Raw genomic sequence first — 16,859 nt, forward strand, 5'->3', positions numbered from 1 at the left:
CCTTTAACCCGGCACCCGCTCATTGGCAAACATGCTCACCGCATCCACCGCCTCACTGGCGCCATCACGAATCTGCAAGATGACCGTGCCCGCCTGATTCGCCAACTCGACCCCTTCAGCCGCGCGACCCCGGGTGCCTTCCATGCTCTTGATGGCCTGGCGAGTTTCGCTCTGGATCAAACCGATCATGGTGGATATCTCCGCCGTCGAGCCACTGGTACGTGCCGCCAGTTGGCGTACTTCATCGGCAACTACGGCAAATCCGCGACCCTGCTCACCGGCGCGCGCGGCCTCAATGGCGGCATTGAGCGCCAGCAGATTGGTCTGGTCGGCAATCGCGCGGATCGTGTTGACGATGGCGGTGATCTGCTCAGAGCGCTCGCCCAGTTGCGCAATCAACGTTGAAGATTGGGCAATGTCCTCGGCGATTTCACGCATTTCACTGGCCGCTTGCTGGATCACCTGCGTACCTTGCTCGGCGACTTTTCGCGTCGCCACCGAGATGTGATACGCCGCGCTGGCACTGCGCGCGTCCTGCTCGTGTCGCTCGACCCGGGCGGTGACGTCGGAGGCGAATTTCACCACTTTGCACAAGCGCCCGGCAGCGTCATAAACCGGGTTGTAATTGGCTTCGAGCCAGACGATTTGCCCGCGTTTATCCACGCGTTCGAACTGCCCCTGGAAAAGCTCGCCCTGATTCAAGCGCCGCCAGAAATCCTCATAGGCGCTGCTGTTGACCAGTTCCGGCGTGCAGAACAAACGGTGATGTTTGCCTTTCAGCTCGGCGAGGGTGTAACCCATGCGCGTCAGAAAATTCTGATTGGCCGTAAGAATGCTGCCGTCGAGGTTGAATTCGATGACCGCCATTGCTCGGTCAATCGCCTGCAACTTGGCGTTGGCCTCACTTTCCTGCTGCACCTTGGCGGTCACGTCCATGGCGTACTTGACCACTTTCACCACGCGACCCGAGGCATCCTTGATCGGGTTGTAGCTGGCTTCAAGCCAGATAGGCTGACCTTTGCTGTTGACGCGTTCAAATGTACCGGACTGAAACTGGCCGTTTTTCAGGCGTGACCACAAATCAGTGTATTGAGCGCTACGCCCGAATTCTGCTGTGCAAAAGCGCCGGTGCGGTTGGCCGATCGCTTGTTCGGCGGTGTAACCCATGGTCTGGAGAAAGTTGTCATTGGCACGCAACACCACGCCATCGAGGTCGAACTCGATCACCGCCATCGAGCGATTGATCGCATCGAGCAGGCCGGCTTGTTCGGTGAGGGTGCGCTGAAGATCGTCGACGACGGCTTTGTGGCGATTGAAGAACATGTTCGCAGTACTCTGGAAGTGGGGAAGATTGAGGATTCAGTCCCTATTTCCGCGCCGGCAGACCGAATGCGCGGACGGCATTCGGCGATGACTGCTCAATGCCAGCATTCCATAGCTGGCAGATGGCTACTTATACAAAACTTCATAAAGTTGTACAAGGAAGTAATTATTTGTAAGTTTGTATAACTTTTTAGGCGCTGGCGTTGTCTGTCGCGGCACGGCTCAAGGCCACGCTAATGGTGTTGCGACCCGTGTGTTTAGCGGTGTAGAGCGCTTTGTCGGCATCGTCCAGCCAGTCCAGTGGATCCTTGTACAAGGATTGATAGCGCGCCAAACCGATACTCAGGCCCACTCGCAACTCTGGCACGTGCGGATGACGATACTGCTGCAATGCCTCGCGCAATTGCTCCATCAGCGCCTCGGCCTTGTGCAGTGGCAGGGTCGGCAGGATTACGCAGAACTCGTCACCGCCGTAGCGCCCGGCCAATTCGTACTGATCCAGCAGGCGCTTGAGCTCTTTACTCAATTGCCGCAGCACCTCATCGCCGACGATGTGCCCGAAGCTGTCATTGATCTCCTTGAAATGGTCGATGTCGATCAATGCCAGCGTGGCTTGGGAGCTGTGTTGGCGGCACTGTTTGAATTTCAGGTGCAGCAGGTCTTTCCAGGCCCCGTGGTTGAGCAGGCCGGTGAGGCTGTCAGTACGGCTTAGGGCGCTCAGTGCGCGTTTGTGTTGGGAGAGTTTGATCGCCAGGCGATAACAGACCATGCCCAGCGCCAACGGATACAGGGTGAGCATCGGCAGGCAGGCCCAGACCTGAGGCTGCGTCATCGTCAGACTGAATTTGACGCCGAAAATCGCCCAGCCCAGCAGAACACCGGCGAGTTGCGCGAGGGCGCCGAACACGAACAGACGTTGGCCGCCGGCGGCAACATTGTTCATGGTCATCATCGACAGGATGGTCACGGTGGTTAGCGGGTTGAACTGAAAGCACGCCGCCCAGAAACCGCCGAACATCGAGTCGTATAACAAATTGCGCCGTTCAGCCTGATACGGGAACGCCGAGCGCGTGGAGATCTGGTAAGCGAAGTGCGGCCAGGCGAAACCGTTGAATAACAACAGCGCCCACAGCCAGCCGGGTATGTTCAGCGGATACAGCGCCGCAGCGACGCTGAAGAATCCCACGCCCAGACCAATGGCCCTGGGCAGGTAAATGCGCCGGGCGAATGACAAGCCTTTGCCGCGTTGGTTTTCCATGATGCCCTGCGCGAAATTCATCCTGAAATACTTTGCAGTATTTTCTCAGGCTAACCGTTCGTCGGTCGATTGTCGGACATTGTCATTTATTCCAACGGGAATAATCAGTGTCCTTCCGAGCCATTTAATCGGTGACTCGCGCAGGAGAAGGGCGTTTTAGAGCTGATAGCAGGCCAGAAACATCTCCAGCGCCGATTCGGCGACGGTGTTCTGCATATCGACATCGAGGGCGGCACGGCCCATCGACATCTGCGGCCAGAAGCCGAAGGTCTTGAGCAAGCCTTGTACTTGATGGGCGGCAAACTCCGGGTCGACCGGTTTCAATCGGCCGTCGGCCTGCGCGGCGCGAATCCATACGGTCAGGCCTTCCTCGCGCTCGCCCATGCGCTCGATCATGTTCTGCGCGCGCTCCGGCGAGTGAATGGTGGCGGCAATCGCCACCCGGGCCAGGGTCAGGAAATTCTCGTCAGCCATCAACTGCACTTTGGCCTGGAGCATCTGCCGTAATTGCTCGCGCAACGGCTGATCGCGGTTGTAGGTCACCGATTGCTCGGCGCTGATTCGTGCCCACAACTGGTTGAGAATTTCGGCGAACAACTCTTCTTTGCTGGGGAAATGGTTGTACACCGTACGCTTCGACACACCGGCGGTGGCAGCAATCTTGTCCATGCTGGTGATCTCGAAACCGTTCGCGCGGAATTCGGCAATTGCCGCCTGAATAATGGCTTCGCGTTTACGGTCGGTGAGGCGCTGTGGAGCTGTCATAAGTACGCTTCGGCAGAGAAAAGATGAAATTACACTTGGCAGTTTACTTGTCATCCGCTTTGATGCAACCTAGAAACTACACCGAGCAGTGTAATGTTGCGTTAATCCTCGCAATCTAAAAACCAGACAGTTCGGCCTATGCGTGCAGCTTTGGCCATTTATCGTCCCACCGAGGAAAACCGCGAATTGCGCGGTTTTTCTGGAGTCATTCAGTCATGGCCAATCCAGTTTCGATCCCGGATCACACATCCACGCCTGAAGCCTCGCGGCAGCATCAGGGGCTGTTTCGCAATCACGCACCCGTGCAACGCGAAGGTGTGCGCAAAATGCTGCGGATCATGTGGAACATGATTTTCCACAAACCGCGCAACACCCGGCCCGCAGCGCCGATCCCGGTGCAAGCGTTGACCCGGGAAGAACTGCTGGCAGCGCCCAATCACAGCGTCTATCGCCTCGGTCACTCGACCCTTTTGCTGAAGCTGCGCGACAAATTCTTCATCACCGACCCGGTCTTCGCCGAGCGCGCATCGCCGGTGCAGTGGGCCGGGCCGAAACGCTTCCATCAGCCACCGATCAGCATCGACCAGTTGCCGCCGATCGAAGCGGTGATTCTGTCGCACAACCATTACGACCACCTCGATTACCAGGCCGTGCTTAGACTGGCCGCCAAGACCAACCTGTTCCTGACCCCGCTCGGCGTCGGCGACACCCTGATCAAATGGGGCATCGATGCCAGCAAAGTCCGCCAGTACGATTGGTGGCAGGGCGCCGAGATTGCCGGCATCCGTTTCGTCGCCACACCGTCTCAGCACTTTTCCGGCCGTGGCCTGTTCGATGGCAACAGCTCCCTGTGGGCGTCCTGGGTGATGATCGACGGCGACACCCGGATCTTCTTCAGCGGCGACAGCGGCTACTTCGACGGCTTCAAACGCATCGGCGAACAGTACGGCCCGTTCGACCTGACCCTGATGGAAACCGGCGCCTACAACGTCGAATGGCCGCATGTGCACATGCAGCCCGAAGAAACCCTGCAAGCGCACATCGACCTCAAGGGCCGATGGCTCTTCCCGATCCACAACGGCACCTTCGACCTGGCGATGCACGCCTGGCACGAACCGTTCGACCGGATTCTGGCACTGGCGTGGGAACGCAGTATTTCCATTACCACGCCGCAGATGGGCGAGGCGTTTAACATCGCTCAACCGCAACGCGGGGAGGCGTGGTGGTTGACGGTTGAAGGGGAGAGTGAGGCGGTGGTGCAAAGCGCTTGATAGCTCGCCCAGTTCGCCCCTTCGGGGGCGATTGTCTTACTCAGCCATCGCAAAATCCCCACGCCCCGCCGATTCCAATGGCGCACCCTGAAAACTCGCACTACGCCCCGGCGTAAACCCGGGAAAGAACACCAGCCCCTGCGCCTCGAACCGGTAAGCCAACGCCAGTCGCGCCGCATCCGCGACATCCTGCTGCGCTTCAAAGCGTTGAATGTCTTCAACCGAAACCTCTGCCTCCCGCGATAGCTGGTCCACGCTCCAGCCCAGCATCGCTCGGGCCTGGACGCAGTGCGTCGGGGTGAACTGGAAAAGGGCAATGCGTTCGAGGATGTGGTTCATCGCAAGAGAGGCCATGGTGTGCTCCGGGCTCAAGAGTGCTGATTGAAAATGTACTGTGTTTTTGTACAGTTGTTTTCGGCCGGGATCAAACGCATTTTTTGATTTGCGCTAATTCGCCGCCTCCAACCAGACGGACGGTGCCTGCCCGAGGATCCGCCGGAACATCGTCGAGAACGCCGCCGGGCTTTCATAACCGAAGTCCAGGGCGATGCGTGTCACCGCTTCACCCGAGGCCAAGCGCGCCAGCGCCAGGACCACGCAAGCCTGCTGCCGCCATTGTCTGAAGCTCAGCCCGGTTTGTTGGCGAAACAGTCTGTTGAAGGTACGCAAGCTTATGTGTAATTGGTCAGCCCAATGCTGTGGCGATTGGTGGGCGTACGGCTGATGCAGAAAGTTCTGACACAGAGAGAGGAGCTTTCCGTCAGTCGGCAGCGGAATGTGCAACGGTAGCGGCGCACTGCGCGTCAATTCATGCAGCAACAGATCAATCAACACACCGTCGCGGCCACCCAAGTCATAGGTCAGCGGCACTTCCACCGCCTCCATCAACAAATGCCGCATCAACGGCGACACACTGATCACCTGGCAGCGCTCCCCCAAATCCACCGCACCGGGTTCGATGTACAAGCTGCGAGTGCTGACCCCAAGCATCAACACCTCATGCGCCACCCCCGGTGGAATCCACACCGCCCGCTGCGGCGGCACCACCCAGTTGCCGTCATGGGTGCTTACCTGCATCACACCAGTCGCGCCGTACAGCAACTGCGCCCGTCGATGCGTATGAAAAGGCAGCAAGTGACCGTGGGAATAATCCGTACCGATCGCCACCACCGCGCGCGGCGTTTCATCCAGCAGATTGATCGAAACATTGCGCAACAGGCGTTTCCCGGTGGTTGGCGTAAACGCAAACATTATTGGCTGACTTGCTGAAGCAGGCCAAGCGCTGCCGCTCTATCGTCGAGCGCTCTCCCTACACGGACGCCTCGACATGTTCTATTTATTGCTGACCCTCTTCGGCTGCCTGACCGGCATTACCGCCGTGCTGTTCGGCTTCGGCGGCGGCTTCGTCGTGGTGCCGCTGCTGTATCGTCTGCTCACCGCCAGCCACGGCGCCGATGACCCGATCGGCCAATCGGCAATGCACATCGCTGTCGCCACCTCGACCTGCGTGATGATCGTCAACGCCCTGATCGCCACCGACAAACATCGCCGCGCCGGCAACCTGATCCGTCATTACCTGTGGCCGTTGGGTGGGTTTATCGGAGTGGGTGCGGTCGTTGGCGCAATAGCGGCGGTTTGGGTCAGCGGCGAAGTGATTCGCTACGCGTTCATCGGCTACCTCGGCGTGACCATTGTCGATTGCCTGCTGCGACGCGGCTTTCTCACTCAGAACGCAGACGTCATCCCACGCCGACTTGGCGCTACGGAAACTTCCGCAGGTGGTGTAGGCATCGGCGCCATCGCGACGTTTCTCGGTGTAGGAGGCAGCGTCATGACCGTGCCGTTGTTGCGCCGCTGTGGACTGAGCATGTCGCAAGCGACGTCCATGGCCAATCCGTTGAGCGTGCCGGTGGCGTTGGCCGGGACGCTGACGTACATGGCGTTAGCCGGGTTCAGTCAGGCTGAGTTGGGGGCGTGGTTTGTCGGGTATGTGGATTTGCTGGCGTTTGCGCTGTTGACGGTTGGCTCGCTCATCGGGATTCGATTGGCCGCGCCATGGATTGGGCGGATCCCGGATCGGGTGCATGCCTGGGTCTATATCGGGTTGCTGATTATTGTGCTGCTGTGCATTTCGCTTAAATGAACCATTGCCAGGCTACAGCGGAAGAAATCAAAATCGGTAATTGAGCGCCGTCCTCCAGCAACTACGAGAGAACCCGGATGTTGATCTTCAATTGCACCGAAGCCGCCAGCAAATTCTTCAGCCGTGTCCACAAGGGCAAAAAGATCACGCCGGTGGATGCTAAACCGCCGTCCCCAATCATTGAAGATGATGAGTCGAACGGCGCTGACGAGCAGTGGCTGGTGCACGCGATAACGGTACAACGCAAGCATGTGTTGCTGGTCATTCACGTTCAAACCCGCTATTGCCTGATTTTCGCTGATGCGAAAAAGGCTGACACAGAAGACTTTGTTGATCGATTCGTGGATCGTTGGGTCAAGGGGATAGTGATCAACGCACATCATCATGACCTCGGGCAGTGGCTTAACCCTGAGTTGATGTTGGCGCGGCTGAAACAGACTTGTGAGCATCAACGGTTCTATCGACGTAGTCATCGCAGCGCGCAAAAACACATTGATGAGATTGCATGGATGTTTCAGGACAAGGTCGCCCATACGGGATCTTTGCCGCCGGATGAAATCACTGCGATGGTTTTTGACGAGCAAATGAATGACACCCCCAGGAACAGCAAGGGCGCCAAGTCTTACTACTTTCCGGATGAGGAAATGGCGCTTCACTGGCTGCGTCACTACTGCTTTCTCGATGACGTCCAGCTTCATGCTGCCAAGGAACGTCGCCAACAGATGGCTCGGGAAATTGCGGCCCTTGAGCACGAAGCCTGGCTTAAAAAGTACGAGCAAGAAAACTCGAATAGTTAAACCGTCCCCGCCATAATCCGCAGCGTATTTTTCAGCGCCGGCGCCTGTGTGCCGACGCGACCACCGACTCCTTCAAGGATTGATTCATGCTCAAGGGACTGATGCGCCTGGCGCCATATGCCGCGGCGCTGTTCACACTGATTTCCACTGCCCATGCTGAAGATGGCCGGCGCGTATTTACCGGCACATTGGGCAAGACGGCGATTGTTGTTGAACTCAACACCACACAGCAGGACGAAGTCACCGGCCGCTATTTCTACGAGAAATATCACCGCGACCTGGCACTCAGCGGTTCGCTGCAGGACAGCACGCTGAGCCTCGTCGAAGGCAATAACCGCTACGGTGACGACAAGCCGCTGCCGACCTTGAAGCTGGAAGAAACCCGCAGCGGCTGGCAGGGTGAATGGCAAAGTCCGCAGGGCAAAAAGCTGCCGGTGAAACTCACCGAGGCCAGACTTCCCGCGCCCACCTCAGCAACTCTGCCGTTCATTGCCGCACTGCCATACGGCGAGCCTTACGAGTATTTGCGCCTGCAGGGACTCAAGCTCAAACCGGCGAAGAAAGAAAACTTCATGGGCTATGACCTGCAGTGGTGGACGGAACCTGAGACAAAGATTTCGCTGTTCAGCGTGGAGTCCGGATTGTCGAAAGATGATCAGCAACGGGTTAACCAGCAGTTGCTCGGGCGCCTCTGGAATGAAGTCATCAGCTATCACGGCTGCCAATTACAGGGCGGGGAGAACGTGGAGTTCATGCAGCAGGCAGAACCGAAAATGATCTCGCCTGCCGTGGTCAGCCTGAACATCTCGACCAGCTATTACTGCGGCGGCGCGCATCCCGACTTCGGCGATTCACCCCTCAACATTGATGTAAAAACCGGTCACCCATTGTCACTCGAAGATGTCTTTTGGGTAGGTAAGGGCACGCCGATTTTGCATGCCGAGCGCGACAGCCTAGGCGACAAACCGCTGAGCGAGGCCGAAAGTAACGCGCGCTATCAGTACGTAAGCAAAGAGTTGGTACCTTGGGTGATCAAGCAATTCACCGCCCTGTACCCCACAGAAATGAAGAAACCGACGGGAGATGACGACTGCAACTTCCAGGATGAGAGCATCTGGGGCACTTCACCTTGGTACTTCACCGAGAAGGGCTTGTACCTCGGCGCCTACTTCGCTCGCGTGCAACGCTCCTGCGATAGACCCGACTGGTCGATCCTGCCGTACTCCCTCGTCAAACAACACCCCGGCGCCGTTAACCTGCAGCTGCCCCAAGGCTAATCGTCACTCCAGACCCGGCGCTTCACGAATAATGAAGTGATCCAGGTTCTCGATATTGGCATTGAAGACCTCGAAAGGCTTTTCGGGGTTCTTCTTGCCGGGCACCTGCTTCAACTCCGGCGTCACCCCATAGAAGAAACAGAACAACGCCTTGTCGCTATCCACCGCGTGCTTGATCTCCTCCAGAAACGCCTTGCGCTTGCGGTAGTTGTCGATCAGCTTCTTGTTCAGATAAACACTGACCGGATAAGGCTTCTTCTTGCTGTCTTCGGGCTTCTTGAACCAGACCTTGTCCTCGAAATCGATACGAAAACTGGCACTGTGGAAGTCCTCGATCTTCTTGATCCGCCCCCAGTAAATCAGCCCCTTGTTGTCCGTCAGATACTCAATCTTCTTGAAGAACGAACTGTACGGCGCCGAATGCTCGCCGACCTTCAACGGCATCCGCTTGAGCAACTCCTTGTCCGCGAAGTTCGACACAAAACACTCCACCGGATGCGCAAACACACTGGTCTTGTCCGGCGCCGACTCTTTACCACTGTCCGCCGCCGCCCGCACCGGATCATCGCGCAATACATCCGCCGCCCCCGCTGGCGCGACAGGCTTGCGCACATACTCACGCCGCGTCAGCAACAACTCGGATGGGAAGTGTTCCTCACGACCGTCATCCACCTCACCATCCGCCGTCTCAATGCCAGACGCTGAAGCCTTCAAACTCACATACGGACAACTCGCCACATGCTGCGTCGTGGGCAGATTCTTGAAATGCGGCGTGCGCACGTAATTCACGTTCTTGGCGTTGAACGTGCCCAGCTCGTTGGACGCCTCGAACGCCGAACGACAGGCATCGTTGGGGCACTGGAAGTGTTCCTTCGCCGAGTCAAACGCCACCGTCTCATCGAAATTGAGATCGCGAACATCATAGATCGACAACTTGTCGTCGAGGCTGAGGCAGTAGGCGAGATCGAATTTCATGGTGGGGCTCGGATCCTTGAGTGGGGGATGGGTATTAATAGCGGGAGGCGGCGCGGGTTGCACTGATTGTTTTCAATATGATGCGGGATTTGTGAGAGCCAGCCTGCTGGCGATTCTCGGCATCGACACAATGTCGAATCCAGACACCCGCCCGGCAGCAACACGTTTCAATTGTGGTGAGGGGATTTATCCCCGATGGGCAGCGGAGCTGCCCCAAGGACTTTTGGCCACAAAAAATCCGCTGCTTGAAAATTCAAACAGCGGATTCTGAAAACATCAGCTTCCACCCAACAATCGCGAAGCCTTACGCCACCAGGACTCATGACGATTAAACGGATCATTCGCCAACAAACAAGGCATATCCCGCAACCGAATCCACGGCTCATCCTGCCAGTGCAACGTACTCAGCGACATCTGTGGCCAACTCAAAACACTCAGCGTCGGCCGCTCGACAGAACGTGTCGGACGAGCATCACGCAGCGTTGGCACAACCTGAAGCGTCACCCACTCACGAAGCTGTCGGTACTCAGGGCAGTAGTGATAAATCAGTAAGGCATACACGCCGGACTCACTTACCATCCACTGTTCTTCCGTTTCGCCGAAAAGCTCCACGCACATCAACTGACGCTGATCAGCATCGAGTTTGCGCAGCTGGCGCTCATCAAGATGTTTACCCATCAACCGCCCTAGATCATGGACGCAGAACCACACCTGGTTCTCAACCAGAACGGCATGCAGGTGCGTTTTGTTGCGAGTAAATCGAGTCGGTAAAAGTGGCTCAGACATGGCGAGCCTCCGGGGTCGGAAGCGACGAGGGCGTTGTACGGGTACAGCGATTCACCTTCATCATGAAGGTTTGATATTCAGGCATTTCCATTTACCTCTGGCTGCTTTCTTAGGGCATTCGTTAGGGTGTCGGGAGCTAAGAAACCCACCAGAGACGGGCCGGACATATTCCCCTTTCGGGTCTTGTATTCGCCCACTCCCGACATAACGGGATTTTTCGCAGGCGTAGAGAAACCGCAGACGAAAAAAAGCCGCATGACTGTCGGGTGCGGAGAACCGCTCTGGTTTGTAGAGTTTCTTAGGCTCGGAGCTGAGGGTAGGGGCATCAGGGGTGGTCGTCAACCAGCGACTTTTCCTACCGTTCCCGAGGCGAAAGGAAACCTGGACAAAGACGCAGAGTAAATTATGCTGTGTATACATCCAGTATTTGATCGCCATTGAATCCCCCAGCACCCATATCCGTGTCGCCACTACCCATCTCACGGAATCCAGGAAATTTCATTTACTTTGAAGTTTTGCGGGCTAGAATGGTGACCATTCGTCACAGCTTTGACCCAGAGGAATTTCGGGCTCATGAATCTTTTTGAAACACCGTCTTTTGAATCCTTGAGCGAAGCAACCTCGGGTTCGTACGAGCCTGATACCCATCCCGTAACTGACCTGGCGCTACTGCACAAGCTGTTGGAGATCTACGACCAAGGGCAATTGGCCGAAATTCTCAACGATGTAAGTCCGAGTCATTGGTGCCGTGAAACCATCAATCGCTGGATCAAGGGAAAGGCCTCGCCGAAGCTCTCTCACATTGAATTTACTCGTCTGAAGGATCTGCTGCCCAAGCGCTTGAACCATAAACCTTCATTCACCTTTATCGATCTTTTTGCCGGCATTGGCGGTATCAGGAAAGGGTTTGAAGCCATCGGTGGTGAGTGCTTGTTCACATCCGAGTGGAACAAGTACGCCGTTAAAACGTACAAGGCGAACCACTACTGCGATCCAGCTCGTCATCGCTTCAATCTCGATATCCGCTCTGTCACGCTTTCAGACAAGCCCGAAATCAGTGACGAGGAAGCCTACAAGAACATTGATCGCGAAATTCCTGATCACGATGTCCTGTTGGCTGGTTTCCCCTGCCAGCCGTTTTCTCTTGCAGGTGTGTCCAAGAAGAACTCCTTGGGTCGTAAGCACGGTTTCGAGTGCGAGACCCAAGGCACTCTGTTTTTCGACGTGGCGCGGATTATCGCCGCGAAACGCCCGGCCGCATTCTTGCTGGAAAACGTGAAAAACCTGAAAAGCCATGACAAGGGCAATACGTTCCGGATCATCTGCGAAGCGTTGGATGAACTGGGCTACGAGGTTGCAGATGTAAATGCGCCAAAGGGATCAGATCCGAAGGTCATCGATGCCAGACACTTTGTGCCGCAACATCGTGAGCGAATCGTTCTGGTCGGTTTCCGGCGTGATCTCAATGTTCACCAAGGATTCACACTGAGTGAAATCAGCAAACTCATACCGAAGCAGCGACCTAGTTTCGGTGATCTGCTTGATAAGGAAGTGGACGAGAAATACATCCTTACTCCGAAGCTTTGGGATTACCTCTACCGCTACGCCGCTAAGCATCGTGAGAAGGGTAACGGCTTTGGTTTTGGCTTGACCCGTCCTAACGACGTTGCTCGCACCCTCTCCGCCAGATATCACAAAGACGGGTCGGAAATTCTGGTTGACCGTGGCTTTGTTGAAACGCTGGACTTCAACAGTGAGTTGAATCAGCTCAATCGTCCGCGTCGATTGACTCCGCATGAATGCTCGCGCCTGATGGGTTTTGACAAGCCTGGGGAAAGCAAGTTTGTGATTCCAGTGTCCGATACCCAAGCGTATCGCCAGTTTGGTAACTCCGTGGCGGTTCCTGTTTTTGAGGCTGTGGCTCGGCTGATGAAGGACCGCATTTTGGCGGCGAAGGAAAAGACTGCTGACAAGGAGCGTCCGCAGCTCGAGTTTGCTCTTCCAGAGTAATCAGGCGAACCGCCTTCGCTCTCGATGAATTGATTCGCAAAGACCTCACACCAACTGCAGGGCTTTGCGACATCACATTATCCCTCCGCTTGAGGCTTCTCTCAGAAAGGCAATTCTGCGAATCTGTCTGAAATACTTTCCTTTCGACTCCTCAATTGTTCAGCGGCCTTACCCATGACAAGCTTTTCCCAATGGATTGAAGACAAGAATCAAGATGAATGGTGGATATTCATAAAGCGGCTTTCAGCCAACGACACAGGCCTTACGGGGGGTAACGGCGTAGGTATTTATGTACCCAAGGCTGTTGTAGCGACAGCGCTACCGTCCATTTCAAGCACCTGTTGTCAGAATCCCGATTGCAGCCTGACTGCACAAATCACGTCACATGGTCTTCCCGAGCAAACGCTGAGGGGCATCTACTACAACAACCGTCATTTCGAAGGCCCTGGGTCACGCAACGAACATCGTTTGACGAGATGGAATACAGATTTTAGAAACAGTCCTGCCCAAGATCCTGAGAATACTGGTGCGTTAGCGATTTTTGCTTTTCATGTGCCTCATTTGGGCCGAGATTCCGAGTTTTTGGATATCTGGATCTGCAAAGGATTGGAAGAGGAGGAGTTCCTCGAGAGCAAGATTGGCGAAGTGATTCCCGGCAGTTCGCTTTTTGACAGAGGGGACCGGTTGTTTGCCGGCTTCGCTGCTGGTTCAGATAAAGAGCCTAGCCATGTTGTGATTCCTCCACTTTGGGAAGATAGATTCCCAAGTGGCGAAGAGATTATTGCCTATCTCCCCACGGTTTTTCGTTTCGGCAAAACAACGCCCGACGAGCTAATCATCGAGCGGCGTGACAACGAGTACAAACTGTTTCGCCAGATTGAAGAGCTTCATATTCTGCACCGGGTTCAGCAGGGGTTCGCTTCCGTTGACGAGTTTATGCAGGTGGCGAATTCGGTCAGCAATCGACGGAAATCGAGATCAGGAAGATCTTTGGAGATACATCTCGAGCATCTATTTCGGCAGTTCGGACTTGAACAGTTTAGTACCCAATGCAGAACTGAAGGTAACAAGCGGCCCGATTTTATCTTCCCTTCATGTGCTGACTATCATGACCCAGCGTACCCTGAGCAGAATCTGCGCATGCTGGCTGTAAAGACAACCTGCAAAGACCGCTGGCGTCAGGTTTTAAATGAAGCCAATAGAGTGGAGCAGATTCACCTTTTTACGCTTCAGGAGGGCGTTTCTCCTCATCAGTTTGCAGAGATGAAGGATGAGAATGTCAAACTAGTGGTTCCTAAACCACTGCATACGAAATACCCGGATGAAGTGCGTGGGCAGCTTATGACGCTGAATGACTTTATTGTGGAAGCCAAAGATATACGCTGACACACCTGATCAATGATGCATTCGAGAGGGGGGCTAGGCGGGCTCGTCCCACGCCTCTCCTCGACGCATAGGCTGAATAGCTGAGCCCTGCTTAGCAACGAGGTTTCTAGGTGGAGTTGTCATGGACATAGTTGACTCGGCAACTCGCTCCAGAATGATGTCCGGCATTCGTGGAAAGAATACTGCCCCGGAAATGTTGGTCAGAAGGTTCCTGCATGCGCGAGGCTATCGGTATCGGATCCATCGGAAAGACCTTCCTGGGAAGCCAGATCTTGTACTTCCCCGCCTGAAAGTCTGCATTTTCGTCCATGGTTGCTTCTGGCATCGTCATCCGGGTTGCGCCTACGCAACTACTCCCAAAACACGCCATGAATTCTGGGAGGAAAAATTTCAGAAAAATGTAAAGAGAGATTTAGCCAATATTGAGGCTCTTGAATCTGCCGGCTGGCACGTTCTGATAGTTTGGGAGTGCTGTCTTAAGAATGACCCCGATACTTTGGAGGGGCTGTATGAGAAATTGCGCGTGATTGCTTTACATCAGTCAGCTTAATGATGGGGTGGGCAGAGAGCGTTGGGTGAGTTCGAGAGAGCTGCTTATTCTGTAGCAAAAAAATCGGCTCTTCCTTGAGCCGATGCGATTAGCCCTTGGGTGGGAACGGGTCATCGCCGTAGGTGTTGCGCTCTCGAATTTGCCCATTCTGTCCGTGAATGAACATTTCGCTGCCTTGGTTCTTTGCGATTTCGCGCGCGAGCTGAATAGCCTCTGCTTGCGTGTTCACAACTTTTGTAGCCTTCGAGTTGCCCGCGCCTTTCACGGCCCAGTCGTCTCCATGTGGTACTACATGCTGATTTTTCTTGGACATGATAAGAATCCTATCAATGTGAATGTCTGAGCTTTGGCAAAATTGCCTAGCTTGCCGATTTACTATGAAAATAAGATTTCGTACGAAACCCAATCTCCGACGATCAGCCGTTGACACCGCTCAAAGGTCGTCCATAATCACGCCCCGCATTTCCCAAATGCTTTCGTGATTGTGGGTTCCCCCGATTACGGCCCGTACAAGTGGGCTTTGTTCACCAGTACGGTCAAGACTCACAGCATCCGCGCCAACGGTTGCTGTGGGTTCCTTGTTTTTATCCCCTGATCTTTTCCGCAATCTCTCGAAAGCAGACGCAGAGGCTACTTGTAGCTATTTCTGCGCTGAATGCTGAATGCTGAATGCTGAGCGGTTAGCAGCTATCCGCGAGATACATCAAACTGAAGCCGCTAATCGAAATGACAGCGGCTTCGCTCTGACCTAATTCAAATTCACAAAAAACACGAAGGGCTGACAGCCTCGTCGATGTTTCAGGCTGCGCACTCAGAAATCAATCCCAGCTCAACGCACCACCAGTTTGGTATTCGATCACGCGCGTCTCAAAGAAATTCTTCTCTTTCTTCAAGTCCATAATCTCGCTCATCCAAGGGAACGGGTTAGTCGTCCCTGGATATTCCTCTTTAAGGCCGATCTGCGACAAACGACGGTTAGCGATGAACTTCAGGTAGTCCTCCATCATCGCCGCGTTCATACCCAACACCCCGCGTGGCATGGTGTCACGCGCGTATTCGATCTCCAGCTGCGTACCCTGCAGAATCATCTGGGTCGCTTCTTCCTTCATCTCAGCATCCCACAAATGTGGGTTTTCGATTTTGATCTGGTTGATCACGTCGATGCCGAAGTTCAGGTGCATGGATTCGTCGCGCAGGATGTATTGGAACTGCTCGGCGACGCCGGTCATTTTATTGCGGCGGCCCATGGAGAGGATTTGGGTGAAGCCGCAGTAGAAGAAGATGCCTTCCAGAACGCAGTAGTAGGCGATCAGGTTGCGCAGCAACTCTTTGTCGGTGTCCGGGGTGCCGGTTTCGAACTTCGGATCGGAGATCGAACGGGTGTATTTCAGGCCCCAGGCGGCTTTTTTAGCGACCGATGGGATCTCGTGGTACATGTTGAAGATCTCGCCTTCATCCATGGCCAGCGATTCGATGCAGTACTGGTAGGCGTGGGTGTGGATCGCTTCTTCGAAAGCCTGGCGCAGGATGTACTGGCGGCATTCCGGGTTGGTGATCAGGCGGTACACGGCCAGTACCAGGTTGTTGGCAACCAGGGAGTCGGCGGTGGAGAAGAAGCCGAGGTTGCGCATGACGATGCGGCGCTCGTCGTCGGTCAGGCCTTCCGGGTTTTTCCAGAGGGCGATGTCGGCGGTCATGTTGACTTCTTGCGGCATCCAGTGGTTTGCGCAACCGTCCAGGTACTTCTGCCAGGCCCAGTCGTACTTGAATGGCACGAGTTGGTTGAGGTCGGCGCGGCAGTTGATCATGCGCTTTTCGTCAACGGCGACACGGGCGGAGGCGCCTTCGAGTTCGGCGAGGCCTTCGGCGACGTCGAGGGAGTTCAGTGCAGCCTTGGCGCGAGCGACAGCGGCCGAGTCGTCGGCGGTAACGGCGCGGGCTTCCAGCGCTGCGGCGCCGCCGGCGTTGTCGAGGCGGTCCATGTTGGCTTCAGTAGCGTGGCCGGCGTTGGCGCCTTTCACTGCTGCTACTTCACTGTCTTCTTTGTCGAATTCGTCCCAGCTCAGCATGACGTGTCGTCTCCTGCGTGAGGGCCTGTCGCCCGTGTGAAACCTGATTGGTTGGTTTTTCACACGGTCGTACAGACCGCGTTGGATCTTAAGGAATCGTTTTTTGCAGCAGCTAAGGCAGGCAATAAAACAGAATTTTGTACGGGTTTCCGAGAGCCTCTGACGGGCGCAGATCACGTTTAACGCGACTGCGGGGCTTCAGAATGGCTTTGATCCCTGTAAGGGAATATTGCTGACCCGATTAGGGCG

16 protein-coding genes and 1 pseudogene are annotated in these 16,859 nt (G+C 55.3%); 7 read left to right on the forward strand and 10 right to left on the reverse strand.

What is annotated here, in order from left to right; translation table 11 throughout:
• Nucleotides 1-3 precede the first annotated feature (3 nt).
• From ACM6IN_RS05070 to ACM6IN_RS05085, 4 genes and pseudogenes are all read right to left on the reverse strand, one after another.
• Entirely contained in the window at nt 4-498 is a 495-nt protein-coding gene (locus tag ACM6IN_RS05070) for a methyl-accepting chemotaxis protein (protein WP_414915542.1), read from the reverse strand.
• A 51-nt stretch (nt 499-549) separates the two neighbouring features.
• Nucleotides 550-1,323, reverse strand: a pseudogene (locus tag ACM6IN_RS05075) (PAS domain-containing protein); the annotation flags it as partial.
• A 190-nt stretch (nt 1,324-1,513) separates the two neighbouring features.
• Nucleotides 1,514-2,581 (reverse strand): diguanylate cyclase, encoded by a 1,068-nt coding sequence (locus ACM6IN_RS05080; RefSeq protein WP_414915543.1) that lies wholly within the window; start codon nt 2,579-2,581, stop codon nt 1,514-1,516.
• A gap of 156 nt (nt 2,582-2,737) precedes the next feature.
• The gene (locus ACM6IN_RS05085) at nt 2,738-3,346 is read right to left on the reverse strand and encodes a TetR/AcrR family transcriptional regulator (protein ID WP_007912664.1); all 609 of its coding nucleotides are present in this window, start codon (nt 3,344-3,346) and stop codon (nt 2,738-2,740) included.
• 215 nt (nt 3,347-3,561) lie between these two features.
• On the opposite strand from ACM6IN_RS05085, the gene ACM6IN_RS05090 reads away from it, so the two are divergent.
• A complete protein-coding gene (locus tag ACM6IN_RS05090) occupies nt 3,562-4,617 on the forward strand; it encodes an MBL fold metallo-hydrolase (RefSeq protein ID WP_123376425.1) in 1,056 nt (351 codons plus the stop codon).
• Nucleotides 4,618-4,653: 36 nt separating this feature from the next.
• Here ACM6IN_RS05090 and ACM6IN_RS05095 read toward each other — a convergent pair whose 3' ends face one another.
• Nucleotides 4,654-4,971 (reverse strand): hypothetical protein, encoded by a 318-nt coding sequence (locus ACM6IN_RS05095; protein WP_007912671.1) that lies wholly within the window; start codon nt 4,969-4,971, stop codon nt 4,654-4,656.
• Nucleotides 4,972-5,064: 93 nt separating this feature from the next.
• Nucleotides 5,065-5,832 carry an AraC family transcriptional regulator gene (locus ACM6IN_RS05100; RefSeq protein WP_095112225.1) on the reverse strand — a complete coding sequence of 256 codons (768 nt, stop codon included), beginning with the start codon at nt 5,830-5,832 and terminating at the stop codon, nt 5,065-5,067.
• A gap of 112 nt (nt 5,833-5,944) precedes the next feature.
• On the opposite strand from ACM6IN_RS05100, the gene ACM6IN_RS05105 reads away from it, so the two are divergent.
• The 3 genes from ACM6IN_RS05105 (at nt 5,945) to ACM6IN_RS05115 (ending at nt 8,834) form a co-directional block, all read left to right on the forward strand.
• On the forward strand, nt 5,945-6,760 hold the full coding sequence (locus ACM6IN_RS05105; protein WP_414915528.1) for a sulfite exporter TauE/SafE family protein: 816 nt from the start codon (nt 5,945-5,947) through the stop codon (nt 6,758-6,760).
• Nucleotides 6,761-6,837: 77 nt separating this feature from the next.
• Nucleotides 6,838-7,557, forward strand: a complete 720-nt coding sequence (locus tag ACM6IN_RS05110; protein ID WP_414893929.1) for a DUF6933 domain-containing protein — start codon at nt 6,838-6,840, stop codon at nt 7,555-7,557.
• An 86-nt stretch (nt 7,558-7,643) separates the two neighbouring features.
• Nucleotides 7,644-8,834 carry a hypothetical protein gene (locus ACM6IN_RS05115; RefSeq protein WP_123376421.1) on the forward strand — a complete coding sequence of 397 codons (1,191 nt, stop codon included), beginning with the start codon at nt 7,644-7,646 and terminating at the stop codon, nt 8,832-8,834.
• Between the two features lie 3 nt (nt 8,835-8,837).
• On the opposite strand, the gene ACM6IN_RS05120 is transcribed toward ACM6IN_RS05115, so the two are convergent.
• Nucleotides 8,838-9,809 (reverse strand): hypothetical protein, encoded by a 972-nt coding sequence (locus tag ACM6IN_RS05120; protein ID WP_414915529.1) that lies wholly within the window; start codon nt 9,807-9,809, stop codon nt 8,838-8,840.
• Between the two features lie 276 nt (nt 9,810-10,085).
• Nucleotides 10,086-10,595, reverse strand: coding sequence for a Bro-N domain-containing protein (locus ACM6IN_RS05125; protein ID WP_414915530.1), 510 nt, complete (start codon nt 10,593-10,595; stop codon nt 10,086-10,088).
• A 573-nt stretch (nt 10,596-11,168) separates the two neighbouring features.
• Here ACM6IN_RS05125 and dcm point away from each other — a divergent pair.
• From dcm to ACM6IN_RS05140, 3 genes are all read left to right on the forward strand, one after another.
• Nucleotides 11,169-12,605, forward strand: coding sequence for a DNA (cytosine-5-)-methyltransferase (gene dcm / locus ACM6IN_RS05130; protein ID WP_414915531.1), 1,437 nt, complete (start codon nt 11,169-11,171; stop codon nt 12,603-12,605).
• Nucleotides 12,606-12,779: 174 nt separating this feature from the next.
• A complete protein-coding gene (locus ACM6IN_RS05135; protein ID WP_414915532.1) occupies nt 12,780-13,991 on the forward strand; it encodes a type II restriction endonuclease in 1,212 nt (403 codons plus the stop codon).
• Nucleotides 13,992-14,112: 121 nt separating this feature from the next.
• Nucleotides 14,113-14,541, forward strand: a complete 429-nt coding sequence (locus ACM6IN_RS05140) for a very short patch repair endonuclease (RefSeq protein WP_102900863.1) — start codon at nt 14,113-14,115, stop codon at nt 14,539-14,541.
• An 88-nt stretch (nt 14,542-14,629) separates the two neighbouring features.
• Here ACM6IN_RS05140 and ACM6IN_RS05145 read toward each other — a convergent pair whose 3' ends face one another.
• Complete coding sequence (locus ACM6IN_RS05145) at nt 14,630-14,854, reverse strand: DUF2188 domain-containing protein (protein ID WP_038369622.1); 225 nt, start codon at nt 14,852-14,854, stop codon at nt 14,630-14,632.
• Between the two features lie 505 nt (nt 14,855-15,359).
• On the reverse strand, nt 15,360-16,610 hold the full coding sequence (locus ACM6IN_RS05150) for a ribonucleotide-diphosphate reductase subunit beta (protein ID WP_047599662.1): 1,251 nt from the start codon (nt 16,608-16,610) through the stop codon (nt 15,360-15,362).
• Nucleotides 16,611-16,859: the final 249 nt, after the last annotated feature.

It is taken from the genome of Pseudomonas sp. IT-P395, from assembly GCF_949767675.1.
Lineage (GTDB): Bacteria > Pseudomonadota > Gammaproteobacteria > Pseudomonadales > Pseudomonadaceae > Aquipseudomonas.